This window comes from Solwaraspora sp. WMMD937 (genome assembly GCF_029581175.1).
GTDB lineage: Bacteria > Actinomycetota > Actinomycetes > Mycobacteriales > Micromonosporaceae > Micromonospora_E.
On the sequence record NZ_CP120738.1, the window covers coordinates 933,376 to 957,495 of the forward strand.

Here is a 24,120-nt window from a genome sequence, read left to right on the forward strand (position 1 = left end):
CTGCGTTGCGGCCTGAACGACCGCCGACGCCGAATTCCGGTGGCGGGCCGGCACCGGGGTCGGCAGGATCGGGCCATGACCACCGAACCAGACCGGCAGGCGGTCGGCTCACTGCGGGCCGTGGCGATCGACGCACCGGACATCGACCGCCTGGCCACCTTCTACGAACAGCTCGCCGGCTGGCAACGCCGGCCCACCGGCGACGATGACGATGACTGGATCACCCTCGTCACCGACGACGGCTGGCGGATCGGGCTGCAACAGGCCGTCGACCACGTACCGCCGGACTGGCCCGGCCAGGACCGACCGCAGCAGGCCCACCTCGACTTCCAGGTGTCGGACATCGACGCGGCGGCGGAACGCGCCCAGCAGCTCGGTGCCAGCCTGTTGCAACGCAACGAACGGTGGCACACCCTCGCCGACCCGGCCGGCCACCCGTTCTGCCTGTGTCTGAAAGCTGACGAGCCGCGGACCACCCTGGCGGGCGTCATGCTCGACTGCCCCGACGCCAAGGAGTTGAGCCACTTCTACGCGGGACTGCTCGGCAAACCGGTTTCCTACGAGGGGGACGGCATCGCCATGATCGGCGAACAGGGTGCGCAGCCCGTCCTGTTTCAGCAGGTCGAGCGGTACGCCGCGCCCCTCTGGCCGGACCCGGCGTACCCGCAGCAGATCCACCTCGACGTGCAGGTCCAGGACGTGGACACCGCCGAACGGGCCGCCCTCGCCATCGGTGCCACCCGCCTCGACGGTGCCGGCCCCGGCTGGCGCGTCTACGCCGACCCCGCCGGCCACCCCTTCTGTCTCGTCTGGGCGTCCTGACCAGGCGAAATGATCACGACAAACTGGCGTACCGCTGTCACCATCAGGCCGTGGTTCGGCATGGCCGACGCCAACACCCTTCGATCAGCGAGGAAGCCATGGCCGACATGTCCGGCGACCGCAGCGCTGCCGGTCCGCGTACCGACGAGGTAGGTCAGCCCCGGCGTGGCCGGCAGCCGGTCACCCTGCCGGACTGGATCCGCGACCCGGAGCCGGTCCGGGCCACCTGGCGGCAGCGGGCGAAACTCGCCGCGCTGCGCCTGCCCGGCGGACGAACAGTCCGCCGGGCCTGGTGGCGCTGGCAGCAGCGGCAACGGCTGCACCGCCGGTTTCCGATCCTGACAGCGTTGATCGCGGTGCCGCTGGCCTTCGTCGCGATCATGTCGCTGGTGTCGCTGGTGTACTGGCTGTGGGCCCGGATCTGGGTGATCCCGTAGGCCGTCCGCCCGGTCTGCACCCGTCGGTGGCGGTCACCCGGTAGGTCAGCGCCTTCGCGCCGGTGAAACCGGCGATTCTCACCTTCGTCCTACCCTGGCTGGTTCGGGCCGTCGATCCGCTGCACCTTGCAAGGAGTCTCGCGCGTCTCGATCACCGTTGTCGTCTCCACCGTCGGCTGCGCCGGGTCACCGGCCGGCTGCCAGGTCCAGGGCGATATCGACGATCATGTCCTCCTGGCCGCCGACCAGGCCGCGCCGGCCCACCTCGACCAGGATCTCGCGGGTGTCGACCCCGTGGGCGGCCGCGGCCCGCTCGGCGTGCCGGAGGAAGCTTGAGTACACGCCCGCGTAGCCGAGGCTGAGGGTCTCCCGGTCGACGCGGACCGGCCGGTCCTGCAGTGGCCGGACCAGGTCGTCGGCGGCGTCCATCAGTGCGAACAGGTCGCAGCCGGAGGCCCACCCGGTGAGTTCGGCCACCGCCACGAACGCCTCGATCGGGCAGTTGCCGGCGCCGGCACCCTGACCGGCCAACGACGCGTCCACCCGTACGGCGCCCTCCTCCACCGCGACTACAGAGTTCGCCACACCGAGACCGAGGTTGTGATGGGCGTGGATGCCGATGCCGGTACGCGGGTCGAGCACGTCCCGGTACGCCCGGATCCGGTCCCGCACTCCGGTCATCGTGAGCCGACCGCCCGAGTCGGTGACATAGACGCAGTGTGCGCCGTACGACTCCATCAGCCGAGCCTGCGCCGCGAGTTCGGCGGGCTCCGCCAGGTGCGACATCATCAGGAACCCGGCCACATCCATACCGAGTTCCCGGGCGGCCTCGATGTGCTGTGCGGCGATGTCGGCCTCGGTGCAGTGGGTGGCGACTCGGACGGAGGCGACCCCAAGCTCCCGGGCGCGGCGCAGATCGTCGACGGTGCCGATGCCGGGCAGCAGCAGGGTGGTCAGCCGGGCCCGTCGGACCACCTGCGCGACCTCGGCTATCCACTCCAGGTCGGAGTGTGCGCCGGGGCCGTAGGTGAGGCTGCCACCGGCGAGACCGTCGCCGTGTGACACCTCGATAGCGTCCACCCCGGCCGCGTCCAGCGCGGCCGCGATGGTCCGGACCTGCGCCAGGGTGTACTGGTGGCGGATCGCATGCATGCCATCCCGTAGCGTAACGTCCTGGATGTAGAGCCGATCGGTCATGCCGCCCCTTCCGTCCGAACCAGACACTCACCGACCCGTAGTGCGGCCGACGTCATGATGTCGAGATTGCCGGCGTACGCGGGCAGGTAGTGCGCGGCGCCCTCGACTTCCAGAAACACGGAGACCTGCCAGGCCAGGTTCCTCGCCGATGGCGCCAGGTGGGCGCGCGGGTCGCCAGCCCTGATCCGATCGAACTGGACCCGCTGTTTGAGCCGGTAGCCGGGTACGTAGGTAGCCACCCGAGCGACCATCTCGGTAACCGCGGCCTCCACTAGCGGCGGGTCGCAGTCGTCGACCAGACAAAGCACCGTGTCCCGCATCAGCAACGGTGGCTCGGCTGGATTCAGGACGATGATCGCCTTGCCCCGGTCCGCGCCACCGACCTGCTCGATCGCCCGGGCCGTGGTCTCGGTGAACTCATCGATGTTCGCCCGGGTGCCGGGACCGGCCGACCGGGAGGCGATCGAGGCGACGATCTCGGCATAACGCACCGGGGCGACACTCCCGACCGCCGCGACAACCGGGATCGTCGCCTGGCCGCCGCAGGTGACCATGTTCAGGTTCGGTGCCGCCAGGTTGGCGTCGAGGTTGACAGAGGGCACGACGTACGGACCGATCGCGGCGGGCGTGAGGTCGACCATGCGTACTCCGGTGTGCCGCAGTGCGGCGGCGTTGTCGCGGTGTGCCCGGGCCGAGGTGGCGTCAAAGACGACCTCGATCTCGTCGAAGTCGTCCCGGGCCAGCAGCCCTCGCACCCCGTCCGAAGTGACCGGGACTCCGAGCCGGCGGGCCCGGGCCAGCCCGTCGGAGTCGGGGTCGATGCCGACCAGGACACCCATTCGCAGCACGGCCGACTGCCGCAGTACTTTGATCATCAGGTCGGTGCCTATGTTGCCCGAACCGATCACCGCCGCCTTCGCGGCCGGCCGGTCGTCGGACCTGCCAGCGGTGGACGTGAGCGCCTCAGCCATGGGTGTGGACCTCCTCGGCGGACCCGATCGAGACAGTCACCGAACCGACCGCGGAGATGGTGGCGGCGACCTCGTCGCCGGCGGCGACCGGGACCATGGGACCGAGCGCCCCGCTGAGGACGATTTCTCCGGCCCGGAGCGGTTCGCCGTAGGTCAGGGCCGCGTTCGCCAACCACCGCAGGGCGTTGAGCGGATCGTCTAGACAGTCCGCGCCGGACCCGCTGGCGACCTGCGTTCCGTTGCGATGCATGGTCATCGTCACCGCCGCCAGATCCAAGTCGGAGATGCCGACCCGATCCGGGCCGAGCACGAACAGCCCGGCCGATGCGTTGTCGGCGACGGTGTCCGTGATCGAGATGTCCCAGCCGGCGATCCGGCTGTCGCATATCTCGAGCGCGGCGACCGCGTACTCCACAGCGTCCCGGACCTGCTCTACGTCGGCCGTCACGGCGTCGAGGTCACGGCCGAGCACGAAGGCCACCTCGGCCTCGATCCGGGGCTGCAGCAGCCGGCCCGAATCGACCCGACCAGCGGACGGGACCAGGGCGTCGTCGAGGAGCGTGCCGAGATCCGGCTGATGCACTCCGAGTTGCCGTCGCACTGCCGACGAGGTCAGTCCGACCTTGCGCCCGATCCGGTGGCGACCGAGCTCGCAGGCGTGCCGGGTGTTCGTCGCCTGCACCGCGTAGGCAGCATCGACATCGTCCGGTCCGAGCAGGTCGCGGACGGGCTGGCAGGGAATGCGTTCGTATGCCGCACGACGCAACCGGGCTGCGGCCCGGTCGCGCAGGTGGGGTGGGTGCTGCGACACGACAGGACTCCTCGCGGATGTGAGAGGCCGGCGCTGAGGCCGGCTGACAGGTCCGATGGCGGTCATGAGGTCACCCGGGCAGGGTTCGCACGAGGTAGGCCCAGGCGTCGGCGAGTTGGCGAGGGCCGTAGCAGCGGTCCCGCTTGGCGCGCGCCTCCGCGTCGTCCGACCAGGTGAACTCGGCGCCGGTGGCCATGGCGGCGAGCTGCATCCGGCAGGCCTTCTCCAGGAACACCGCCGTCAGCACCGCGGTCGGGACATCGACCCCCACGGTGACCAGCCCGTGATGGCGCAGCAGGAGGGCGTTGCGGTCACCTAGCGCCTCGGCCACCGCCGCGCCCTGCTCCGGGGTTCGGATCAGGTCGCCGGTTGTGGTGAACCGGGCGACGTCTGGCGGACTGAACAGGGTGCCTTCGTGTGCCAGCGGGCGTAGCGGGTGGCCGGTGGCGGCGAAGGTGACGGCCGCCTCGCCGTGGCTGTGCACGACAGCGTTTACATCAGACCGTCGGGACAGGATCTGAGTGTGGATCGGATACTCGAGGTGCCGCCGGCCCGCAGCCCGCGACCCCGCTTGCGGGAACGGCAGCACGGTTCCGGCGGAGTCGAGCAGGAGCACCCCGTCCGCGTCGACCTCCTCGAAGCCGTACCCGGCCGCCTTCATCCAGATCCCGGCGCCGGTCGGGTCGCGCAGGGAAAGGTGGCCCCACACCAGATCCGAATGACCGTTGGCGGCGAGCACCCGGCAGCCCTGGGCGACCTGTTCCGCCGGTGCCGCAACGGGCCGCGTCACGGCCGGGCCAGGAAGTCACCGACGACCCGATTGAACGCCGCCGGCTGTTCGAACATCGGCCAGTGACCGGCGGCCTCGATCAGGGCGAACGACCCGGCCGGCAGGAGCTTGCTGGCCCGTTCCCCGACCGTGGCGGGCGTGGTCGGATTGTGCTCGCTCCAGAGCACCAGAGTCTCGTGCGAGATCTGTCGCAGGTCGGATTCGCGTAACAGGTAGCGCCGGTTCTCCTCACCGGGCTGCTCGGCGATCAGCTTCGCCATCGCCTCCTGACCCCCGGGCAACGTGTAGTACCGGTACCTTGTCTGCACCAGTTCGTCGGTGACGGTCGACGGGTCGTGCATCAGCCACTCCAGCCGCTTCCGCACGCTGTCCAGCGTTGGAGCCTGGGCGGCACGCCGGGTCACGTCGCCGACCCGCTGGTGCACCCGCTCGCTCTCCCGGCGGCTCTCCTCGTCGTCGAGCAGCAGGCCAGCGCCGGTGACGGAGACCACCCGGCCCACCCGGTCCGGGTGGTGCAGGGCCGCCCACATCGCGACCCATCCCCCGAGTGACTGGCCGACCAGGTGCGCCCGGGGCGCGCCGATCGCGTCGAGGAACCGCAGCAGGTGGTCCACGAACACCGGCGTGTGGTATGTGACATCGGTGGGTCGTGCGGTGAGCCCGTGCCCCAGGCAGTCGATCGCGTACACCCGCAGGCCGCGCTCTGCCAACGGCAGCACGTTGCGGATGAAGCCCTCGGCGTGCCCGGTCAGGCCGCCCATCATGATGACCGGCTCACCATCACCGGCTTCGATCGATCGGGTACGCCAGCCGCCCGCGTCCCGGAACCGCACCTCCGCGCCGAGCGCGTCAAGCCAGAATGTCATCGTTCTCCTCAAGGAACTTCTCGATCTCGGGGTTTACCAGGTCCGGACGTTCGTAGTGCGGCCACTGCCGGGCGCCGGGCACGGTTCGCAACCGGGCTCGGGGAAGCGCGGCGACGGCCGCGCGCAGCACGGTGGTCGGGAGATGGCCGGACTCGCCGTGCACCAGTAGCACCGGTGACGCGACGTTGGTCAGCTGCTCGGGGGTGAGCAGCCAACAACTGTTGTCGGCGCGGCGGACGGACTGGTGGACCGCCCGCGCGGCGTCGGGAGCGTAGAGCCGGCGCCGGACCTCGACGAGTTCGTCGGTGACCAGGTCGGGGTCGGCCAACAGGCCGGTCAGCCGGGTCCGGACGTTGTCTCCGCTCGCCTCGGCGAAGGCCCGACCGCCGCGCTCGTACGCCGCGCGTACCCTCGGGTCGTCGAGCCGTTCCTGCTCGGACTGCAGCCCAGCCGGTTCGACCAGGACCAGCCGGTCGACCCGCTCCGGTCGGGTGATCGCGAGCAGGGCCGCTACCCAGCCGCCGAGTGACTGTCCCACCAGGTCGACACGGGGCAGCCGGAGCGCGTCGAGCAGGTCCACGACGTGGCCGAGCAGCCGGTCGACGGAGTACTCGCCGGGCGGTGCGGCGGTCAGTCCGTGGCCGATCAGGTCGGCCGCGATCACCCGGCGCCGTCGGGACAGCGCCGGCAGGGTGCGCGACCAGGTCTCCAGGTGCCCGCCCCGGCCGTGCAGGAGAAGCACCGGCGGGCCGTCGCCCTGGGTCACTGTTCGGGTGCGCACACCGCCCGCGTCGACCCAGCGCACCTCGGCGCCGAGCAGTTCGGTCCAGAGCGTCATCACGGCCGGCGCCTCACCGGTCGAGGTGCGCGTGCAGGAAGTCGAACGTGAGCCGGTCGGTTTCCTGGGCCGCCTTGGAGTGGTAGTTGGGATGGGTGTCGTCGTGATACGCGTGCCCGGCGTCCGGATGCAGGTGCAGCTCGGTGGACTGGCCGCTGCGGGCCAACGCCTGCTTGAGTTGGCGGACCTCGTCGAGCGGGATGAACTGGTCCGCCTCCCCGTAGTGGGCCTGAACCGGGCAGCGGACCGACTCGGCGGCCTCGATCCGGGAGCGTGGTCGCCCGGTCGGGGAGTACTCCGGTGGCAGCACCGGCAGGCCGTAGAGCGGCACGACGCACCGCAGCCGGTCCGTCCGGGTCGCCCAGACCAGTACCGTCCCGCCGCCGAGGCAGAAGCCGACGGCAGCGGCCCGAAAGGTGTCCACGTCGCCGCGCCCGGCGAGGTAGTCGAGCGCAGCCTCGAAGTCGGGTACGGCCTGCTCGTCGGTCGCCGCCAGAAACGCCTTGGCACGTCGCTCCTCCACAGTGGTGTAGTCCTGTGGGGGTCGACCACCGACGCGGCTGAACATGTTCACGGTCAGGCAGGCGAACCCTTGCGCCGCGTAGCGGCGGGTGACGTCCTGCCGGTGCTCGGTGACGCCGAGGTTCTCGTGCGCCATCAGCACGACCGGCGGGAGCCGGTCGGCGCGCGGTTCGGGCAGGGCCAGGTAGCCCTGGATCTGGTCGGTCCCGCTGGGAAAGGTGACCCAACCGGGTGTCTCGTTGGGACTCACAGGTGTTCCCATCCTTCCGGTTCGACGGCGGTTGCCACCGGACGCCGTTCGCCCGGGGACGCGGAGGTGAGTTGTTGCCGGACCAGTTGCCCGGTCCGGTCGAGTTGGCGCCGCAGGAACCGGGACGCGGGGCCGATGACGGCGAGCGCCCCCGCGACCCGGCCGTCGACCGTCACCGGTACGGCGACCCCGGCCACGCCGACCAGATACTCGCCGGACTCGATCGCGTAGCCCCGGGCGCGGCTCACCTCGACCTCGGCGCAGAGCTCCTGATGGTCGACGATCGCCCGTGGGGTGCGCCGGGTCAGTCGTAGCCGGGGCACGATCTCGGCGACCCGCTCGGGTGGCAGCCCGGACAGAGCCGCCTTGCCGATGCATCCGCCGCCGAGCACCGAGCGCCGTCCGACTGGGGAGGACACGGCCAGCGGGTGGGCCGCCGGGCGCTTGCCCGTGATGATCAACGTGCAGTCCGACCAGTCGACCTCGGCCACCAGGACGGTCTCGCCGGTGATCCGAGCTAGCTCGTCGGCTGCCGGCTGGGTCAGGTGGGTCAGGGCAGAACTCTCCGAGACCTGGTTGCCCAGTTCGAGCAACCGGATGCCGAGCAGGTACGCACCGTCCGGGTCCTGCCGGAGGAAGCCCCGTTCGACGAGCGTGACCGCGATCCGGTGGGCGCTCGGGCGCGGCAGCCCGGCGGCCTCCGCAAGCTGGGACAGGTGCAACCTCGGGTGGGCGGTACTGAACGCGGTCAGGATGTCCAGCGCCCGCGCCACCGAGCGCACGCCCCGCCGACGGTCCGGGTCCTCATCGAGGTCGATCATCAGAAAGCCTTCCGTCACCGGGCTCGGACTACAGGCAGTACTGCGGTGCCTGATCCACGTTGCTCGCTGTGATGAGCTGGTCGGGAATCTGTTGCACCTTGGGGGCGGTCGGGCCGGAACCACCGTTCTCGGCGTCGAGCAGGGACACAACGGCATCGATGGCCATCTCGCCGATCAGGCGCGGCGGCTGGCTGATCGTCGCGGAGATCTGGCCGTCCCGGATTGCTGCAAGGCCGTCGTCGGTGCCGTTGATCGTGACGATCTTGATGTCGTCGCGGTTGGCGGCTCGTAGCGCGGAGAGCGCGCCGAACGCCATGTCCTCGTTGTGAACGAAGAGGTACTTGATGCCGGGGTTGCCCTGCAGCAGGTTCTCCGCGACCTCCTGCGCCTTGGCCCGCTGCCACAGCGCCGGCTGCTCGAAGACCACCTGCTGACCGTCCCCGAGGGCTGCCTTGAACCCCTTGTTCATCAGGTCGGCCGAGGCGCCAGGGGCGCCGCCGATGATCGCGATCTCTGCCGGTTCCTGGCCACCGTCCTCGGCCACCCACTGGCCGAGCAGGGCGCCGGCGTGTTCCACGTCGGTGGTGGCCGCGCCGAGAATCTTGTTGGGATCGACAGCCGCCACGGAGGTCAGGAAGATCGGGACGTCGGCGCGGTTGGCTCGGTCGACGTCGCCCTGCTGAGCATCGATGTTGACGGTCTGCACGATGATCGCGTCGACCTGCTTGATGATCATGTCCTCCACGTTGGAAATTTCCTTGGCGGGGTCACCGGCGGAGTTGGCGACCAGCAGCTCCACGCCCTTCGCCTCGGCCTGCGCCCGTACCGACTTCTCCAGGCAAGTGTGGAACTGGATCGTATTGCCGTTCACGAAGCCGATCCGGTATCCCTCCTGGCCACCGGAGTCGACGGTTGCGTCGTCGTTCCCGCAGCCGGCCGAGGCCGACACCGTCAGGGCGGCGACGGCGACCCCGATAAAGAATCGGTTCTTCCTTTTCATAGCGGTCAACCTCTCAAAGACGGACTAGTGTGGTCGTACGGGAGAACGGTCTACGGCCGGGCAACGGCACCAGATCAGCCGCTGTGCCGGCGACGTACCTGATTGGCGACAGCCGCGACGAGCAGCACGGCGCCGACGGAGACCTGCTGGTAGTAGGAGTCGATCTGGAGAAGATTCAGCGCGTTGGCTACCACCCCGAGCAGGATCACGCCGAGGACGGTGCCGATGATCGTGCCGCTGCCACCGGCCAGCGCCGTTCCACCGATCACCACGGCGGCGACCACGGTCAGTTCCAGGTGCAGCCCGGCGGTGCCCGGACTGGCCGCTCCCAGCCTGGCCAGCAGCATCGTGCCGCCGATGGCGGCGAGCGCCCCGTTGAGTCCGTAGAGGGCCAGCTTCACACCGGTCACCGGGATGCCGGAAAGCCGTGCGGCGGCCTCGTTCCCGCCGATCGCGAACGCGTGCCGGCCGATCGTGGTGTAACGCATCACCAGCCCCACCCCGACGCAGACTGCGAGCGCGATCAGCGACAACACCGGAATGCCCACCACCTCGCCGAAGCCGAGGCCGGACAGGTTCTGCCCGATCGAGATGCTCTGCCCGCGGATGACCAGGAGCGCGACCCCCTCCAACGCCGTCGCGGTGCCGAGCGTGACCACGAACGGCGCTACTCCCGAGGCGGTGATGATCGCGCCGTTGAGCAGCCCGACAGTGATGCCCACGCCGACCGTGAGCGCCACCGCCGTCAGCTCTGACACGCCGGCCTCGAGAAGCCGGGCGAGCACCCCGGCGCTGACTCCGGCGAGACTGGCCAGGGAGAAGTCGATACCGCCGGCCGTCATCAGCAGGGTGAGGCTCGCGGCGAGCACGGCCACCACGGAGATCTGCCGGACGACGTTCAGCAGGTTCGGCCCCGTCAGGAAGGCGTCCGACTGGGTCGCCGTGAATATCGCCAGAACGATCAGCAGGCCGATCAGTCCGGCGTGGTGGGTCAACCCGCCCGGCACCGCGAGCCGGGTCCGTTTGTTGAGCACCGACGTTGTCATCCCACTGTCCCTCCGGCCGTCATGGTCACCAGTTCGTCCCTGCTGGTCTGCGCCACGGCACACTCGGCCACCACCGAGCCGCCCCGGATCACCACCACCCGATCCGCCAGCCGCAGCACCTCGTCGACGTCGGAGGAGGTCAGCAGAAGCGCTGTTCCATCCGCGGCCAGACCCTCCACGAGTTCATGGATCTCGGCCTTGGCCGCGACGTCGACCCCGTTCGTCGGTTCTTCCAGCAGACAGACCCGCCCGCCCGTCGGCAGCCACTTGGCCAGAAGCACCTTCTGCTGATTGCCACCGGAAAGTGCCCGGACCGGCGGGTCGGCGGCGATGCTGACGACCCGGTAGCGGTCGCGGGCCTCGGCGGCCATGGCGTGCAGCGCCGGCCAGCGCACGAACGGCCGGCCAGACAGCGCCCGTCTGGCCAGCGTGACGTTCTCGTCCACGGAAAGCTCGGGAATCAGGCCCAGGGCAAGCCGGTCCCCGGTGACGCACCGGATGCCGTGCCGCAGCGCGTCACGTACGCTGCCCGGCCGTACCGGCTGGCCGTCCACCACGATGCTTCCGGTGCGTGGGCGACGGGTGCCTGACAGCAGGCCGAAAAGCTGGGACTGACCATCACCGGCTGGACCGAGTACGCCGACCACCTCACCGGCGCGGACCTGAAGGCTGAGTTCACGCAGCCTGTCGCCGGTGCTGATGCCGGCCAGGTCCAGCACCACCGGCCCGGGCTCGACGGCCGGCCGGCGTTGGCCGATGTCGGCCTTGCCGCCGGTCATCGCGGTCACCAGATCCGAAACGGTGGTGCCCTCAGCCGGCACGGTGGTGACCCGGCGGCCGTCGCGCAGCACGGTTATCGAGTTGGCGAGGGCAAGCACCTCGTCCAGGTGATGCGAGACGTAGACGATGCCGACCCCCCGCTGGCTGAGGGTGCGGACCAGGTCGTGGACATGGGCCGCGTCGCCGCCACCGAGGGCGGCGGTCGGCTCGTCGAGGATCAGCACCCTGCCGCCGGCGTGCACCTCCCGGGCGATCTCCACCAGCACCTGTTGGGCCGCAGGGAGTGTCCGGACCGGGGCGGTGACATCGATCCGTACCCCGATGTCGTCAAGTGCCGCGCGGGCCGTCCGCCGCGTCTCGTCCCAGCGCACCCACGGGCCTCGACGCGGCAGCCGGCCGAGCAGCAGGTTCTCGGCAACGGAAAGCGACGGAACCAGGGACCGGCGCTGGTGCACGGTGGTGATGCCGATCTGCCGGGCCCGCCGTGGAGTGAGAGGGCCGGCCGGTTCGCCGGCCACGGACAGGGTTCCTGCATCCGGCGTCAGCGACGCGGAAACGATCTCCACGAGAGTCGACTTGCCGGCGCCGTTCATCCCCAGCAGGGCGTGGACCTCGCCGGCGTGCAGGTCCAGATCTATGTCGATCAGAGCGCGAGCGCCCCCGAAGGACTTGCTCACGCCACGCAGCGACAGCAGCGGGGCGGTCACGGGGTGTCCCGAGGCGGGTACATCTGGGCGTGCGGGACGCCCAGCATCACCATCAGATTCCGCAGCGCCACCGGATTCATCCCCTGGGCCAGCAGCTTCCAGGAGTCCCGGTCGCGCACCGCGCGGGCCTCCTCCTCGTCGAGCGCGTAGCCGTCGAGGAGGCCGTCCCGAACCCGGGCCAGCAAACCGGACTTGTGTTCCAGGTCCCAGGCCAGCCGGTTGAGTTCCACGAGGCTCATCGCACGAACTCCATGATCCCGGCGCCGATCGCCCACTCGGCCATCGGCGCGTACGCCAGCAGCGTTCCCGGCGCGGGCTCCCCCGCGCCAGCTGTCGCGCCGACGGCCACCAGCCAGGTCCGAATCTCCAGTGCCCCATTGCCGGCCGTTTCCAGGATCTCCTCGTCTGAGAGTGCGAGGATCGGCTCCAGACGACCGTCCCGCAGGCACGACACGAAGTCCCGGTCGAACTCCTCGTTGATCTCACCGAACCGAGGTAGGCCAACCCAGTGTGAGATGCCGCCGGTGCCCAGTACCCCGACCCTGGTGTCGGCGGGCAACGTCGCGACGGCCGCACCGATCGCCCTGCCCAACTCCAGGCAACGCCGCAGCGACGGCAGCGGCGGCGTGTTGCAGTTGAGGAAGAGCGGAACGACTCCGGCGCGCGCCGCGTTCGGCAGCTTGGTCAACGGCACCGTGAAGCTGTGGTCCAGCCGCATGGTGTGCGAGCGGGCGGAGTCAAAGCCGCGCTCCACCAACCCGGCCAGCAGCGCCTGGGCGACCCCGGGCGCGCCCGGGAAGGTGCCGTCCGGAGTGCCGAACTCGCCCCAACCCTCGTACCGGTCGGCCAGGCCGAGGCAGTACGTCGGGTAGTTGTCGAGCCCGAAGGTCTCGTAGTGATCGGTGCCTACCACGATCATCGCTGTCAGATCGGCCCGACCGATGGCTTCGTCCATCCGGCGCCACGCATCGTGCAACGCCCGTGACCGGTCTGCGCCTCCCAACGGGTTCTTGATGATCGCGCCGACATGCGAAGTCGCCGCCGCGTACGCCACGGTCCCCATCAGCGCACCTCCGCCGAGGCCCGCGCGTGATCGGCGAAGGTGATGTCGGTGGCGAGGTCGGCGTCGCGCCGGCTCACGTCAGTGGCGTGCAGCAGTCCGCAACCGGGACAGGCGTACTGCCGGATCTCCAACTCCTCGGCGAGCCGGGTGGCCGGGCTGAACTGGAACACGTCGGTACTCACCAGGCAGGCTGCCCGGCGACGCCACGACTGGCCCAACGGAGCCAGCACGGTGCCGCAGTGGCAGGCTACGTAGCGCGCCCCGTCGACCTCGATCCGCTCCAACCGGTCACCGATCGGACCCAGCCGGCGCCGGCCGGCGGCTGCTGGTTGTGCAGGCAACGCCTCGGCCGCCGGCCAGGCCCGGCGCTCGGCACGCAGCCGGCTCCGGCGATCTGCGGTCGCTGCTGCGTCGAGTTCGCCGTCCGCGCCGAGCACCGCACCGTAGAGTCGGACGGCTGCCTCCGGGCTGACAGCCCTTTGCCGTAGGTCCACCCGCAGTGCCTCGATCGGGCGCTCCAGCGGGTCTCCCCAACCACCTCCGGCCTGGTGGGTATAGCTGAGCGTCGCCGCCGCGCCGAGCCGGAACTTCCCAGCCCGGCCCCGCATCGGCGGCCGCTCACCGGTGAGTGTCGCCGGGTCCGGAATCTCCCCGCCGGCCAGTCGCTCCGGCAGGTCGCTATCGCGGACCAGGCGCCGACCGTTCGGGCCGGACGGGTAGCCGCCGAACAGCCCGGTGGAGTTCGGCGCCAACCAGCCGTGCCCGGAGCAGACGGCGCTGACGTCGTCGCTGCCGTGCACGGCGTAGTGTGCCCCGATACTCTGCCCGCCGCGGTGCCGGCCGGCCCCACCCGAGTCGGTCACCAAGCCCCGCCACAGGTACAGCAACGGCATGTCCAACTCCACGGTTTCGGCGTTGGCGATCCGCTGCCGCTCGATGTTGTGCTGCCCCTGGGTCCAGACCCCGTCCCGATGCGCGTACGCACCGCCACCGGTGGCGAGGCAGTCGAGGATCACGTGGGTGAAATGCTCGCCGTGCGAGTTGGTGCCGGTCAGTACGAACTGATCGGGTCCGCCGGCCGGCGCGGCCTGAGCCTCACCGATCAGGTCGTCGGAGCAGGCCGCCAGCCGGGACAGGCACTCCACCGCTGTCATTTCCACCAGCCAGGCGGCCTCCAGCACGCCACCGCTCACCGGCGCGGGTCGACGGGCGTTGATGATCAGCCCTTCCGGTGCGTACACCTCGACCGGGTGGAACAACCCCTCGTTCCAGGGCGAGTCAAAGGCCAGGGTCGGTAGCAGCGCCGCAGCGACTCCAGCCATCAGGCCGGACCGAGTGCAGTTGATGTACCCGGTTGCCTGGGGTGACGAGCCGGAGTAGTCGAAGTGCAGCCGATCGCCCTGCTTGGTGAGCACCAAGTCCACGTCGTAGACCGCGTCGACCTTGCTGGCCGCGAGTCCGCCGTCGTTGTCCAGGTAGGCCCGGGACCGGACGGTGGCGTCCGGCAGTTCACGGAGCCGGTTGCGCAGCCGGGTCTCGGAGAGCTCGATAAGGCCTGACATGACCTCACGGACCGTCGCGGCGCCGTACCGATCAGCCAGCTCGGTCATCGCCCGTACGGCGGTGTGGTTGGCTGCGACAAGGCCGCGAAGGTCCAGGTTCGCGGTGCTCGCCATCCGGGTGTGTGCCAGAACGATGTTCCACACGTCGGTGCGGGTCCGACCACCGTCGATCAGCTTCGTCGGCGGAAGCTGCAGGCCCTCCTGGAACGACTCGGTCGCCGCGGAGCAGAACCCACCAGGCTGCATGGCGCCCACGTCGACCATGTGGCACATCGCGCCACTCCAGGCAAGCAGTTCGCCCTCGTAGAAGATCGGGGCGACGATGCCGAGGTCAGGAGCGTGAACGGCGCCCTTCCAGGGGTCGTTCACGATGAACATGTCGCCGGCCGCGATGCCGGGATCGTCGCCGCAATCGGCGATCACGTGCCGAGTGATCGCGGCCATCGACGCGGAGTGCAGCAGAATGGTACGGCCCATCGCGGCTACCGAGCCGTCCGGCAGGTAGAGCCCGACGTTGTAGTCGCTGGCCTCGGTGACGTGGGGCGAGCCGGAGATGGCGGACAGGACGGCGCCCTGTTCGTCGGTGATGGCCAGCAGCCGGTGCCGGATCACCTCGAAGGTGACAGGGTCCACGTCCCGTCCGGCGGTGGAGTGGCCGGCGGGTCCGGTGGAGCTGGCGGTGGTCATGAATCCTCCCGAGCGGTGATCACCAGGTTGGCGTCGTCGTCGACATCGGCCTGTTGGCGAGGGCCAACGACCACGGTGGTGCCGGCGAATTCCAGGACTGCCGGGCCGGGCAGTGAGAGGCCCGGCCCGACCGACTCCCCGCGGTAGACGGTGGCCGGCACCAGCCCGGTCTCCGGAAAGTGCACCGAACGCTGTCCGAGCACCGCCGCGGCGAGCGTTCCGCCCCGCCGCGGTGCCGCCGCAGCCAGCTCGGTCAACCGGACCCGCCCCTCCACCCGTAGGGTGAGCAGCTCAAGCCCGGCGCTGCGCAACGCGGTGCCCGCGCCGTAGATTCGTTCGTAGCTGGCCAGGAAGTCATCGACCAGGCGCCGAGCCACCTGCCCGTCGAGCCGGCCTTCCGGCACGACCACCGGAAGTTCCTGGGTCTGCCGGCGGAACTTGAGGTAGACGATGCGTGTGAAGGTGGCTCGCGAATCACGGTCGAGGTCGGCGTGGCAGCGGTCGATGAGTGTCGCGAAGGTCGCCGCGATGCGGTCGCTGTCCAAATGGGCCGCCGGGTCATCGGCGCCGGGCGGCGTACGCTGCGGGTCGGTGGTCTGTACTGCCCGGTAACGATCGGAGATGACCGTCCCGAACGCGGAGTGGACCGTCGCCGTCGGGGGCACCACCAGAGTGCCGATGCCGGCAGCGTCGGCATACGCGTAGGCGTGGGTCGGGCCGGCACCACCGTACGCGTAGATCACGAAGTCGCGCGGGTCATGGCCCTGCTCGACGGTGACCTTGCGCAACAGGTCTGCCATCTGGTTGTCCGCGACCTGCCGGATGCCGGCGGCGGCATCGGTGACTGACATGCCCAGCGGCTCCGCAACGTACCGGCGGATGGCCTCCTCCGCGGCGGGGCGGTCCAGCTTCATCCGGCCGCCAAGGAAGTGGTCCGGATCGATGATCCCAAGCACCACGTCGGCATCGGTGACGGTGGGCCGCTCGCCGCCGCGGCCGTAGCATGCGGGGCCGGGCACCGACCCGGCGCTCTCCGGACCGACGACCAGGGCACCCACTTCGTCCACCCACGCGATCGAACCGCCGCCCGCACCAATCGCCTGGACCTTGATCCGGGGCAGTGCCAGGTGATAGTTGCCAACCTCGCTGGTTCGCTCCACCAGCGGTTCGCCGTTGACAATGAGGCCGACGTCAAAGCTCGTCCCGCCCATGTCGCTGGTGATCACGTTGCGATGACCGAGCCGGCGGGCGAGCGCCACGGAGGCGAGCACCCCGCCGGCCGGGCCGGAGGTGAGCATTGACGCGGCTCGGGCGGCCGCGTCGCCGGCCCGCATCACGCCGCCGCCTGAATCCATGATCGACAACTCGCCGGTGAAGCCGGCCTCCCGCAGCCGCGTCTGCAGCAGGTTCACGTAGTCCCGGATAACCGGACCGAGGTAGGAGTTGATCACCGTGGTGGCGGTCCGCTCGTACTCGCCGATCACCGGGGCCACCTGATGCGACAACGTCACGTACGCCGTCGGCCACTCCTGTTTGATCAACTCGGCCAGCGCGCGTTCGTGCGCCGGGTTGACGAACGACCAGAGCAGGCTGACCGCCAATGCCCCGACCTCGGTGTCGCCATCGCGCATCTCGACCAGAGCCGCGCGAACCTCAGTCAAATCGATCGGCACCACCTCGCGGCCCGCCGAGTCGACTCGTTCGGTGACCTCGACGATGCCGGCCCGGGGCACGATCGGCTCCGGGTTCCGGCGGCGACTGTAGTGCCCGGTCGCCGCGCCTAGCCCCACCCAGGAGGTCATGCTTCGCTGGATCAACAGCGTGTCCGCGAAGCCGCGCGTGGTCAGCAACGCGGTCGGCGCACCCTTGCGTTCGATGAGCGCGTTGGTCGCTGCCGTAGTGCCATGGGCGAAGTGATCGATACGCCGGGTGAATTCCGACAGCTCAAGGCCGTACGCCTCGGCCGCCAGTTCCAGTGCGGCGAGCACGCCGCCGGACCTGTCGGGAAGCGTCGTCGGTGATTTGAACAGCCGGGGCGGCGCGCCGTCCTCAAGCACGACGAGATCGGTGAAAGTGCCACCGATGTCAGTGCCGACGAAGAAACGCCGATCGTGCGCCGTTTGCGTCACCATGACCCCCTGGTGCGACCTGTGTTACATGAAATGTTGGCGAAACATACGTCGCGACTGTCGGGGCAGCTCAATGCCCCGTTCCGCCAGGCGGACTCGGTGCGCGTAGTTGGTCCGATCGGACGAGTGGTCCATCCGACTAAACGGCGAACACGCCCGCGCCGGGCACTCAGCTGTTCGACGTGGACGGGAAGCCGGGCGGCCGGCGCCGTCAGGTCGGCCGGTCAGTAAAGTTCGCGGTAACCGTGCCGCCCAGCCCACCGACCGGGAAGCCTGGCCGCGCGTCTGCTCCGGTCTGCCGATTCGCCCCGGCGGGAACTGGCCTTGGCCCGCCCACTACCGCCCGACGTTACGGACCGACCCGTCCCGCCAGCTGAGGACGACCGCTGGAACAACTCTCAGTAGTTGCCTGGCGGTCCGATCGTATACGGTCTCGCCCCGGACGGACACTTGCTTGCTGGAGCGGAGGGCGTGGGATTCGAACCCACGAAGACATTGCTGCCTTACCGGTTTTCAAGACCAGCGCCATCGGCCACTAGGCGAGCCCTCCCGGTGCGGCGGGCCGGGGACGGTCGGCCACCGCGTCACTGTGCCCTAGTGTGCCACGGACGTCCGACGGCACTCCGCGCCGCAGGTTAACGCGGCGGTAGCCGAGGGTGCCATCAGGATTCACCAGCCGGGTTCGCCGGGCGGCACACGGGCCGACCCGGTAAGACTTATCCCATGTACGCGATCACCGTGCCGCAGCCCGGCGGACCCGACGCCCTGGTCCGGGCCGAGGTGCCCGACCCCACCCCGTGCCCGGACGAGGTGATCGTCGACGTCGCCGCGACCGCCGTCAACCGGGCCGACCTGCTGCAACGGCAGGGACACTACCCACCGCCGCCGGGCGCGTCGCCGTACCTCGGATTGGAATGCTCCGGGGTGATCAGCGCGGTCGGCGCGGACGTCTCCCACCACAAGGTCGGCGACCAGGTGTGCGCGCTGCTGGCCGGCGGCGGGTACGCCGAGCGGGTCGCCGTGCCCGCCGGGCAGCTGCTGCCGGTGCCGGCCGGGCTGAGCCTGGTCGACGCCGCCGCGCTGCCCGAGGTGGCCTGCACCGTCTGGTCGAACGTGGTCAAGCTGGCCGGGCTGCGGGCCGGCGAGTCGCTGCTGGTGCACGGCGGCGGCAGCGGGATCGGCACCTTCGCCATCCAGCTCGGTGCGGCACTCGGCGCGACCGTGCTGACCACCGCCCGCGCGGCCAAGCACGAACAGCTGCGGGCGCTCGGCGCCCACCATACGATCGACTACTCCACGGAGGATTTCGTCGCCCGCGCCCGCGAGTTGACCGGCGACGGTGACGGCGGGGTGGACGTGATCCTCGACATCATCGGCGGCGCCTACCTGGAGCGCAACGTCCGGACGCTGGCCACCGGCGGCCGGTTGACGATCATCGGGTTGCAGGGCGGCCGCACCGCCGAGCTGAACCTGGGTGCGCTGCTGACCAAGCGGGCCACGATCTTCGCGACCACGTTGCGGTCCCGGCCGCCCGCCGAAAAGGCGGAGATCGTCCGCCGGGTGCACGACCAGGTCTGGCCGCTGGTCGCCTCGGGTGCGATCCGCCCGGTCATCGACCGCCGGATGCCGATGGCGCAGGCAACGCAGGCGCATCGGATCGTCGAGGGCAGCGACCATCTGGGCAAGGTGCTGCTGGTGGCCGGGGAAAGCTAGCCGCAAGCCAGCCGCCGCCGGGAAAGCTAGCCACCATCGAGCAGGATGCGCGGGCCGGGGCCGGTGGCGGCCAGCCGGTCCGCCGGGTTGTACAGCGTGCACGACCGCAGCGACAGGCAGCCGCAGCCGATGCACCCGGTCAGGTCGTCGCGCAGCCGGGTGAGCAGCGCGATCCGCTCGTCGAGCCGGGCCTGCCAGCGCTGGGACAGCCGCGCCCAGTCGGCCTTCGTCGGGGTACGCGACTCGGGCAGCTCGTCCAGCGCCTGGCGGATCTCGTCCAGCGGCACCCCGATCTGCTGGGCGATCCGGATGAACGCGACCCGGCGCAGCTCGGAGCGGTCGTACCGGCGTTGGTTTCCGCCGGTACGACCGCTCCGGACCAGCCCGATCCGTTCGTAGTACCGCAGGGCGGACGGTGCCACCCCGGACCGGGCGGCCAGATCGCCGATGGTCAGTGTCCGCTGCATCACAACACCCTTGAGTTGAAGTCAACTTCAACTTGCAGGGTAGGGCCATGTCAGCCTTCGTAGCCAGCCCGGTCGCACCGCCGCATCAGCCGCCCACCGACACCGGGTACGCGGCCCTTCCGCCGCTGCTGCGCCGGATCACCGGCGACGAGAAGCATGAGCCCAGCGCCAACTCGACGTTGGACGTCCTCTGGGTCCTCTACGACCGGATTCTGCGGATCAGTCCGCAGACCGTCGACGCCGCCGACCGCGACCGGTTCCTGCTGTCCAAGGGGCACGGGCCGGCCGCCTACTACGCCGTACTCGCCGCTAAGGGGTTCATCCCCGACGCCTGGCTCGACGACCTGGCCGGGCCGGACAGCCCGCTCGGTCACCACCCGGACCGGCTGCTGGTGCCCGGGGTGGAGATCGGCTCCGGCTCCCTCGGGCACGGGCTCGGCCTCGGCGTCGGCATGCTGCTCGGTCTGCGCGCCCAGGGCCTGACCGACCAGGCCAGCGGGGCCAATCGGGCCGGCGGGGCTGGCGGGGTCGGTCGGGCCGGTCGGGTCGGCGGAGCCCGGGTCTACGTCCTGGTCGGCGACGCCGAGCTCGACGAGGGGTCGAACCACGAGGCGATCGCGTACGCCGGCAGCCGGCAGCTCGCCGAGCTGACCGCGATCGTCGTCGACAACGACTCGGCCACCCACGGCTGGCCCGGCGGGTTGGCCAGCCGGTTCAGCGTCAACGGCTGGACCACGACGATCGTCGACGGCCGCGACCACGAGGCACTGACCGACGCGTTGACCGGACACGACGGGGTACACCCGCACCTGGTGGTCGCCCGGACCCCGGCCAAGTACGCCGCGTCGGAGCCGGGCGAGTACACCACCTCGGGTAGCAAGGAGAACGGCCATGCGTGACGCCTTCACCCGCGCCACCACCGGCCTGCTGGACGACGATCCGCGTACCGCGTTGGTGCTGGCCGACATCTCGGCCGACGCGTTCGCCCCGGCCGCCCGCCGGCACCCCGACCGGGTGCTCAACGTCGGCATCCGCGAACAGTTGATGATCGGCGTGGCCGGCGGGCTGGCGTTGACCGGGCTGCGGGCCATCGCCCACTCCTACGCGCCGTTCCTGGTCGACCGGGCGTACGAGCAGATCAAGCTCGACCTCGACCACCAGGGCGTCGGCGCGGTGCTGGTCAGCATCGGCGGGTCGTACGACGCGGCGGCGGAGGGCCGCACCCACATGTCCCCTGGTGACGTGGCGCTGCTGGACACGGCCGGGTCGTGGACGGTGCACGTACCGGGCCATCCGGACGAGGTCGGGCCGTTGCTGCGGGCGGCGGCCGGTCACGACGACGCCGTTTACCTGCGGCTGGCCGCGCGCGGTAACCACAGCGCACATGGTGACGGGGTGTCGGGTCGACTGGTGACGGTGCGTCGGGGCAGCGGGGGAGCCCCGGTGGTCGTCGCGGTCGGCCCGATGCTCGATGCGACGCTGGACGCGGTCGCCGGGTTGGACGTGACGGTGGCGTACACGAACACGCCGCGCCCGTTCGACGTCACCGGCCTACGGACGCTCGTCGACTATGTCGACCCGGTGGTGGTGCTGGTCGAGCCGTACCTGGCCGGCACGTCGAGTCACCTGGTCGGCGCGGCGCTGGCGGACCGGCCGCACCGGCTGCTGTCGTTGGGGGTCGGCCGGGACGACCTGCATCGGTACGGCAGTGCGGCGGACCACGACCGCTGGCACGGGCTGGACCCGGCCGGGCTGCGGCGCTCGGTCACCCGGTTCGTCACCGGCTGACCGGCATTCGTCAGCGGTTTACCAGAGAGACGGCGGGGCGGGAGACGGCGGGGCTCAGGCGCCGGGGACGGCACGCCCCTGGCGCCGGGTCCGCTCCCGACCCAGGATCCACAGTGCCTCGACCCCGTCCTTCCAGGTGATCTTCTTGCCTTCCTCACGGCCCCGGGCCCGGTAGGAGATCGGCACCTCGTACGGGCGGATCCGGCGACGCAGCAGCTTGCCGGTGACCTCCGCCTCCATGCCGAACCCGCGCGAGCGCACGTCGAGTGAGCGGTACAACGACAGCGGCAGCAGCTTGAAGCAGGTCTCCAGGTCGCCGATGTAGGAGTTGAACATCACATTCGCCGCCGTGGTCACGGCCTTGTTGCCCATCACATACCAGAAGCTGTAGGCGCTGTGGCTGCCGAAGGTCCGATTGCCGTAGACCACCGTGGCCCGACCGTCCAGCACCGGCTCGAGCAGCTTCGGGATGTCCTGCGGGTCGTACTCCAGGTCCGCGTCGAGGATCACCATGTAGTCACCCTCGGCGGAATCCACTGCGGTCTTGATCGCCGCGCCCTTGCCGGCGTTACGCGGATGGGTGATCACCCGCAGCCGTGCGTCGTCGACGCTCTCCAGGATCGCACCGGTGCCGTCCCGGCTGCCGTCGTCGACGACCAGGAACTCGATCTCGCACGGATAGTCGACAGCGAGCGCCTGTTTGAGGGCATCGCCGACCCGCGCCTCCTCGTTGTAGACCGGCATGAGGATCGAGAGCTTCACGGTGGTCTCCGAATGCGTACGGTGGCAGTGGACCTAGACTAGCCCAACCCGTAGAGGCGTACCGGCCCGGCGAGCCGCAGGTGCACCCCCAGGTCGCCGAAAGATTTTCGGCGGTGGTCGACTTCCACTCGGAGTAATGGTGGGCGGTAATCTCGCCCCATGGGCGAGAAAGATGACCTGCCGGGACCGAGGAGACGGCGGCCGCCGATCTGCCCGAAATGCCTCGGCGCCGGTAAGGCCTTCACCTTCGCCCTGATCAGTGGCCGCACCCGCGAGGTGTGGTTGAAGTGCTCGGCTTGTTCCGGGTCGATCCAGTCGCCGATCGCCGGTCCGTGACCGGCTGGTCGCCGGCCGTTACGACTACGCCGCATGCCGGCGGCCGGGCACCGCCAGTCAGGCGGCGGCACCGCTGCGGGCGTCCAACGGGCGGGCCAGGAACGCGTAGCCGAACAGGGCTTCGATGTGGCTGGCCCGGGCCGGGTCGCCGGCCTTGATGAGGAACCGTTCCCGGATGCCGTCGACGGCGGTGACCGCGAGCTCGACGATGCCGGCCCGCGGATCGGTGGTCCAGGTGACGTGGTCGAGGTGACGCAGTTCGCTGTTGAGGTGCAGCCGCAGCCGGCGCCACAGCAGTGTCTCCTGGGTCACCACCAGTCGCCGCCGGGTCAACAGGAGCAGGTAGTCACCCTGCATCGACTGGTCGGGGCGTTGGCACCGGGTGACGAGCACGGTGCGTTCGTTGGGCGAGACACAGCGGCGGAACACCGGCATGTGCCGGCTGGTGGTCGAGATCGGGACGGCGGTCTCTGCCGCCGCCGGCAGGAACGTGCGGGAGAAGACGTCCATGTCGTGTTAACGACACGTCAACGCTCAATGACTCGGGGTAACGGCGAAATTTCAGCTACAGAATTTCCACGATGGTCGCGTTGGCCATCCCGCCGCCCTCACACATCGTCTGCAGCCCGTACCGGATGCCGTTGGAGCGCATGTGGTGCAGCATCGTGGTCATGATCCGGGCGCCGCTGGCCCCGAGTGGATGGCCCAGCGCGATCGCGCCGCCACGCGGGTTCAGCCGGGCCGGGTCCGCACCGGTCTCGGCCAGCCAGGCGAGCGGAACCGGCGCGAACGCCTCGTTGACCTCGTACGCCCCGATGTCGGTCAGGTCGAGCCCGGACCGGCGCAACGCCTTCGCCGTCGCCGGGATCGGGGCGGTCAGCATCATCACCGGATCGTCACCGGCCACCACGGCGGTGTGCACCCGGGCCAACGGCCGTACGCCGTGTGCCCGGGCCCACTCCGAGGTGGTCACCGCGAGCGCCGCCGCGCCGTCGGAGATCTGTGACGCGGAGCCTGCGGTCACCACCCCGTCGGCCCGGAACGGGGTGGCCAGCTCACCGAGCTTCGCCAGTGAGGTGTCCCGGCGGATGCCCTCGTCGGCACCGAACTTGTCGGCGTCGGGCCCGGCGGCGTCGGTGACCGGCACCGGCGCGATCTCGGCGTCGAACTCGCCGGCGTCCTGGGCGGCCGCCGCCCGCTGGTGGCTGGTCAGCGCGAACTCGTCCAACGCGGTGCGCGACAACCCCCAGCGCCGCGCGATCAGTTCGGCACCGACCCCCTGGTTGAACGGGACGGGATCGTCCGCGACCACGCCGTCGACCCCCCGGTACCGGTCCCGCACCTGGTCGCCGAACGGCCGTCCGGCACCGGTGCTGGCCCCCATCGGCACCCGGGTCATCGACTCGACGCCGCCGGCCACCACCAGGTCGGCCTGGCCGGCGATCACCGTGGCTGCCGCGAAGTGCAGCGCCTGCTGGCTGGACCCGCACTGCCGGTCGACGGTGGTGCCGGGCACCGACTCCGGCCAGCCGGCCGCGAGTACGGCGTTGCGCCCGATGTTCCAGCTCTGGTCGCCCGCCTGGAACACACAGCCCCAGACGACGTCATCGACGTCGGCCGGATCGAGACCGGTCCGCTCGGCGAGCGCCCGCAGCACGTGGCTGGACAGTTCAACCGGGTGCACCGATGCCAGGGCACCCTTGCGTCGCCCGATCGGGGTCCGGACCGCTCCGACGATGACCGCGTCCCTCATGC

General features: G+C 70.4%; 25 protein-coding genes and 1 tRNA gene. 6 read left to right on the forward strand and 20 right to left on the reverse strand.

Features of this window, described 5'->3' with window-relative positions:
- Positions 1 to 75 precede the first annotated feature (75 nt).
- Together O7621_RS04110 and O7621_RS04115 are read left to right on the forward strand one after the other, a co-directional pair.
- Positions 76 to 822 (forward strand): VOC family protein, encoded by a 747-nt coding sequence (locus O7621_RS04110; protein ID WP_282232802.1) that lies wholly within the window; start codon positions 76 to 78, stop codon positions 820 to 822.
- 98 nt (positions 823 to 920) lie between these two features.
- Positions 921 to 1,259, forward strand: a complete 339-nt coding sequence (locus O7621_RS04115) for a hypothetical protein (RefSeq protein WP_282232803.1) — start codon at positions 921 to 923, stop codon at positions 1,257 to 1,259.
- Between the two features lie 186 nt (positions 1,260 to 1,445).
- On the opposite strand, the gene dmpG is transcribed toward O7621_RS04115, so the two are convergent.
- The 16 genes from dmpG to O7621_RS04195 all read right to left on the reverse strand — a co-directional run bounded on the left by dmpG (position 1,446) and on the right by O7621_RS04195 (position 17,849).
- Positions 1,446 to 2,456: a 4-hydroxy-2-oxovalerate aldolase gene (gene dmpG / locus O7621_RS04120; protein WP_282232804.1), complete on the reverse strand. Its 1,011-nt coding sequence runs from the start codon at positions 2,454 to 2,456 to the stop codon at positions 1,446 to 1,448.
- Entirely contained in the window at positions 2,453 to 3,427 is a 975-nt protein-coding gene (locus O7621_RS04125; protein WP_282232805.1) for an acetaldehyde dehydrogenase (acetylating), read from the reverse strand. Before O7621_RS04125 ends, dmpG begins: the two co-directional genes overlap by 4 nt.
- Positions 3,420 to 4,217, reverse strand: coding sequence for a fumarylacetoacetate hydrolase family protein (locus tag O7621_RS04130; protein ID WP_282234448.1), 798 nt, complete (start codon positions 4,215 to 4,217; stop codon positions 3,420 to 3,422). The genes O7621_RS04125 and O7621_RS04130 overlap by 8 nt, the downstream gene beginning before the upstream one ends.
- A gap of 91 nt (positions 4,218 to 4,308) precedes the next feature.
- Positions 4,309 to 5,028 (reverse strand): class II aldolase/adducin family protein, encoded by a 720-nt coding sequence (locus O7621_RS04135; RefSeq protein WP_282232806.1) that lies wholly within the window; start codon positions 5,026 to 5,028, stop codon positions 4,309 to 4,311.
- Entirely contained in the window at positions 5,025 to 5,894 is an 870-nt protein-coding gene (locus O7621_RS04140) for an alpha/beta fold hydrolase (RefSeq protein ID WP_282232807.1), read from the reverse strand. Before O7621_RS04140 ends, O7621_RS04135 begins: the two co-directional genes overlap by 4 nt.
- Positions 5,878 to 6,732, reverse strand: a complete 855-nt coding sequence (locus O7621_RS04145; RefSeq protein ID WP_282232808.1) for an alpha/beta fold hydrolase — start codon at positions 6,730 to 6,732, stop codon at positions 5,878 to 5,880. Before O7621_RS04145 ends, O7621_RS04140 begins: the two co-directional genes overlap by 17 nt.
- 13 nt (positions 6,733 to 6,745) lie before the next feature.
- A complete protein-coding gene (locus tag O7621_RS04150; RefSeq protein ID WP_282232809.1) occupies positions 6,746 to 7,504 on the reverse strand; it encodes a dienelactone hydrolase family protein in 759 nt (252 codons plus the stop codon).
- Positions 7,501 to 8,325: an IclR family transcriptional regulator gene (locus O7621_RS04155; RefSeq protein WP_282232810.1), complete on the reverse strand. Its 825-nt coding sequence runs from the start codon at positions 8,323 to 8,325 to the stop codon at positions 7,501 to 7,503. The genes O7621_RS04150 and O7621_RS04155 overlap by 4 nt, the downstream gene beginning before the upstream one ends.
- Positions 8,326 to 8,353: 28 nt before the next feature.
- Positions 8,354 to 9,325: a sugar ABC transporter substrate-binding protein gene (locus tag O7621_RS04160; RefSeq protein WP_282232811.1), complete on the reverse strand. Its 972-nt coding sequence runs from the start codon at positions 9,323 to 9,325 to the stop codon at positions 8,354 to 8,356.
- A 74-nt stretch (positions 9,326 to 9,399) separates the two neighbouring features.
- Positions 9,400 to 10,371 (reverse strand): ABC transporter permease, encoded by a 972-nt coding sequence (locus O7621_RS04165; RefSeq protein WP_282232812.1) that lies wholly within the window; start codon positions 10,369 to 10,371, stop codon positions 9,400 to 9,402.
- Complete coding sequence (locus O7621_RS04170) at positions 10,368 to 11,858, reverse strand: sugar ABC transporter ATP-binding protein (protein WP_282232813.1); 1,491 nt, start codon at positions 11,856 to 11,858, stop codon at positions 10,368 to 10,370. Before O7621_RS04170 ends, O7621_RS04165 begins: the two co-directional genes overlap by 4 nt.
- On the reverse strand, positions 11,855 to 12,097 hold the full coding sequence (locus O7621_RS04175; RefSeq protein WP_282232814.1) for a hypothetical protein: 243 nt from the start codon (positions 12,095 to 12,097) through the stop codon (positions 11,855 to 11,857). The genes O7621_RS04170 and O7621_RS04175 overlap by 4 nt, the downstream gene beginning before the upstream one ends.
- The gene (locus O7621_RS04180; protein ID WP_282232815.1) at positions 12,094 to 12,921 is read right to left on the reverse strand and encodes a hypothetical protein; all 828 of its coding nucleotides are present in this window, start codon (positions 12,919 to 12,921) and stop codon (positions 12,094 to 12,096) included. Before O7621_RS04180 ends, O7621_RS04175 begins: the two co-directional genes overlap by 4 nt.
- Positions 12,921 to 15,170: a hydantoinase B/oxoprolinase family protein gene (locus O7621_RS04185; RefSeq protein ID WP_282232816.1), complete on the reverse strand. Its 2,250-nt coding sequence runs from the start codon at positions 15,168 to 15,170 to the stop codon at positions 12,921 to 12,923. Before O7621_RS04185 ends, O7621_RS04180 begins: the two co-directional genes overlap by 1 nt.
- Positions 15,167 to 17,302 carry a hydantoinase/oxoprolinase family protein gene (locus tag O7621_RS04190; protein ID WP_282232817.1) on the reverse strand — a complete coding sequence of 712 codons (2,136 nt, stop codon included), beginning with the start codon at positions 17,300 to 17,302 and terminating at the stop codon, positions 15,167 to 15,169. Before O7621_RS04190 ends, O7621_RS04185 begins: the two co-directional genes overlap by 4 nt.
- A 460-nt stretch (positions 17,303 to 17,762) precedes the next feature.
- A tRNA-Ser gene (locus O7621_RS04195) sits at positions 17,763 to 17,849 on the reverse strand.
- Between the two features lie 173 nt (positions 17,850 to 18,022).
- Here O7621_RS04195 and O7621_RS04200 point away from each other — a divergent pair.
- Positions 18,023 to 19,012, forward strand: a complete 990-nt coding sequence (locus O7621_RS04200; RefSeq protein ID WP_282232818.1) for an NAD(P)H-quinone oxidoreductase — start codon at positions 18,023 to 18,025, stop codon at positions 19,010 to 19,012.
- Positions 19,013 to 19,038: 26 nt separating this feature from the next.
- Here O7621_RS04200 and soxR read toward each other — a convergent pair whose 3' ends face one another.
- Entirely contained in the window at positions 19,039 to 19,479 is a 441-nt protein-coding gene (gene soxR, locus O7621_RS04205; RefSeq protein WP_282232819.1) for a redox-sensitive transcriptional activator SoxR, read from the reverse strand.
- A 47-nt stretch (positions 19,480 to 19,526) separates the two neighbouring features.
- Between soxR and O7621_RS04210 the strand changes: the two genes are divergently transcribed.
- Both O7621_RS04210 and O7621_RS04215 read left to right on the forward strand, forming a co-directional pair.
- A complete protein-coding gene (locus O7621_RS04210) occupies positions 19,527 to 20,378 on the forward strand; it encodes a transketolase (protein WP_282232820.1) in 852 nt (283 codons plus the stop codon).
- Positions 20,371 to 21,267 (forward strand): transketolase, encoded by an 897-nt coding sequence (locus O7621_RS04215; RefSeq protein ID WP_282232821.1) that lies wholly within the window; start codon positions 20,371 to 20,373, stop codon positions 21,265 to 21,267. The genes O7621_RS04210 and O7621_RS04215 overlap by 8 nt, the downstream gene beginning before the upstream one ends.
- 54 nt (positions 21,268 to 21,321) lie before the next feature.
- Here O7621_RS04215 and O7621_RS04220 read toward each other — a convergent pair whose 3' ends face one another.
- Positions 21,322 to 22,029 carry a glycosyltransferase family 2 protein gene (locus O7621_RS04220; protein WP_123606422.1) on the reverse strand — a complete coding sequence of 236 codons (708 nt, stop codon included), beginning with the start codon at positions 22,027 to 22,029 and terminating at the stop codon, positions 21,322 to 21,324.
- Between the two features lie 159 nt (positions 22,030 to 22,188).
- On the opposite strand from O7621_RS04220, the gene O7621_RS04225 reads away from it, so the two are divergent.
- Positions 22,189 to 22,365, forward strand: a complete 177-nt coding sequence (locus O7621_RS04225; RefSeq protein WP_158632417.1) for a hypothetical protein — start codon at positions 22,189 to 22,191, stop codon at positions 22,363 to 22,365.
- Between the two features lie 57 nt (positions 22,366 to 22,422).
- Here O7621_RS04225 and O7621_RS04230 read toward each other — a convergent pair whose 3' ends face one another.
- The gene (locus O7621_RS04230) at positions 22,423 to 22,875 is read right to left on the reverse strand and encodes a hypothetical protein (protein ID WP_282232822.1); all 453 of its coding nucleotides are present in this window, start codon (positions 22,873 to 22,875) and stop codon (positions 22,423 to 22,425) included.
- A gap of 55 nt (positions 22,876 to 22,930) precedes the next feature.
- Positions 22,931 to 24,118 (reverse strand): thiolase family protein, encoded by a 1,188-nt coding sequence (locus O7621_RS04235; RefSeq protein WP_282232823.1) that lies wholly within the window; start codon positions 24,116 to 24,118, stop codon positions 22,931 to 22,933.
- Positions 24,119 to 24,120 lie beyond the last annotated feature (2 nt).

Bases quoted from the DNA above. Each gene is read 5' to 3' on its own strand.
- O7621_RS04110 (WP_282232802.1), top strand. From the start codon at position 76: ATGACCACCGAACCAGACCGGCAGGCGGTCGGCTCACTGCGGGCCGTG.
- O7621_RS04115 (WP_282232803.1), top strand. From the start codon at position 921: ATGGCCGACATGTCCGGCGACCGCAGCGCTGCCGGTCCGCGTACCGAC.
- dmpG (WP_282232804.1), bottom strand. From the start codon at position 2,456: ATGACCGATCGGCTCTACATCCAGGACGTTACGCTACGGGATGGCATG.
- O7621_RS04125 (WP_282232805.1), bottom strand. From the start codon at position 3,427: ATGGCTGAGGCGCTCACGTCCACCGCTGGCAGGTCCGACGACCGGCCG.
- O7621_RS04140 (WP_282232807.1), bottom strand. From the start codon at position 5,894: ATGACATTCTGGCTTGACGCGCTCGGCGCGGAGGTGCGGTTCCGGGAC.
- O7621_RS04145 (WP_282232808.1), bottom strand. From the start codon at position 6,732: ATGACGCTCTGGACCGAACTGCTCGGCGCCGAGGTGCGCTGGGTCGAC.
- O7621_RS04155 (WP_282232810.1), bottom strand. From the start codon at position 8,325: ATGATCGACCTCGATGAGGACCCGGACCGTCGGCGGGGCGTGCGCTCG.
- O7621_RS04160 (WP_282232811.1), bottom strand. From the start codon at position 9,325: ATGAAAAGGAAGAACCGATTCTTTATCGGGGTCGCCGTCGCCGCCCTG.
- O7621_RS04165 (WP_282232812.1), bottom strand. From the start codon at position 10,371: ATGACAACGTCGGTGCTCAACAAACGGACCCGGCTCGCGGTGCCGGGC.
- O7621_RS04175 (WP_282232814.1), bottom strand. From the start codon at position 12,097: ATGAGCCTCGTGGAACTCAACCGGCTGGCCTGGGACCTGGAACACAAG.
- O7621_RS04180 (WP_282232815.1), bottom strand. From the start codon at position 12,921: ATGGGGACCGTGGCGTACGCGGCGGCGACTTCGCATGTCGGCGCGATC.
- O7621_RS04185 (WP_282232816.1), bottom strand. From the start codon at position 15,170: ATGACCACCGCCAGCTCCACCGGACCCGCCGGCCACTCCACCGCCGGA.
- O7621_RS04190 (WP_282232817.1), bottom strand. From the start codon at position 17,302: ATGGTGACGCAAACGGCGCACGATCGGCGTTTCTTCGTCGGCACTGAC.
- O7621_RS04200 (WP_282232818.1), top strand. From the start codon at position 18,023: ATGTACGCGATCACCGTGCCGCAGCCCGGCGGACCCGACGCCCTGGTC.
- soxR (WP_282232819.1), bottom strand. From the start codon at position 19,479: ATGCAGCGGACACTGACCATCGGCGATCTGGCCGCCCGGTCCGGGGTG.
- O7621_RS04210 (WP_282232820.1), top strand. From the start codon at position 19,527: ATGTCAGCCTTCGTAGCCAGCCCGGTCGCACCGCCGCATCAGCCGCCC.
- O7621_RS04215 (WP_282232821.1), top strand. From the start codon at position 20,371: ATGCGTGACGCCTTCACCCGCGCCACCACCGGCCTGCTGGACGACGAT.
- O7621_RS04225 (WP_158632417.1), top strand. From the start codon at position 22,189: ATGGGCGAGAAAGATGACCTGCCGGGACCGAGGAGACGGCGGCCGCCG.
- O7621_RS04230 (WP_282232822.1), bottom strand. From the start codon at position 22,875: ATGGACGTCTTCTCCCGCACGTTCCTGCCGGCGGCGGCAGAGACCGCC.
- O7621_RS04235 (WP_282232823.1), bottom strand. From the start codon at position 24,118: ATGAGGGACGCGGTCATCGTCGGAGCGGTCCGGACCCCGATCGGGCGA.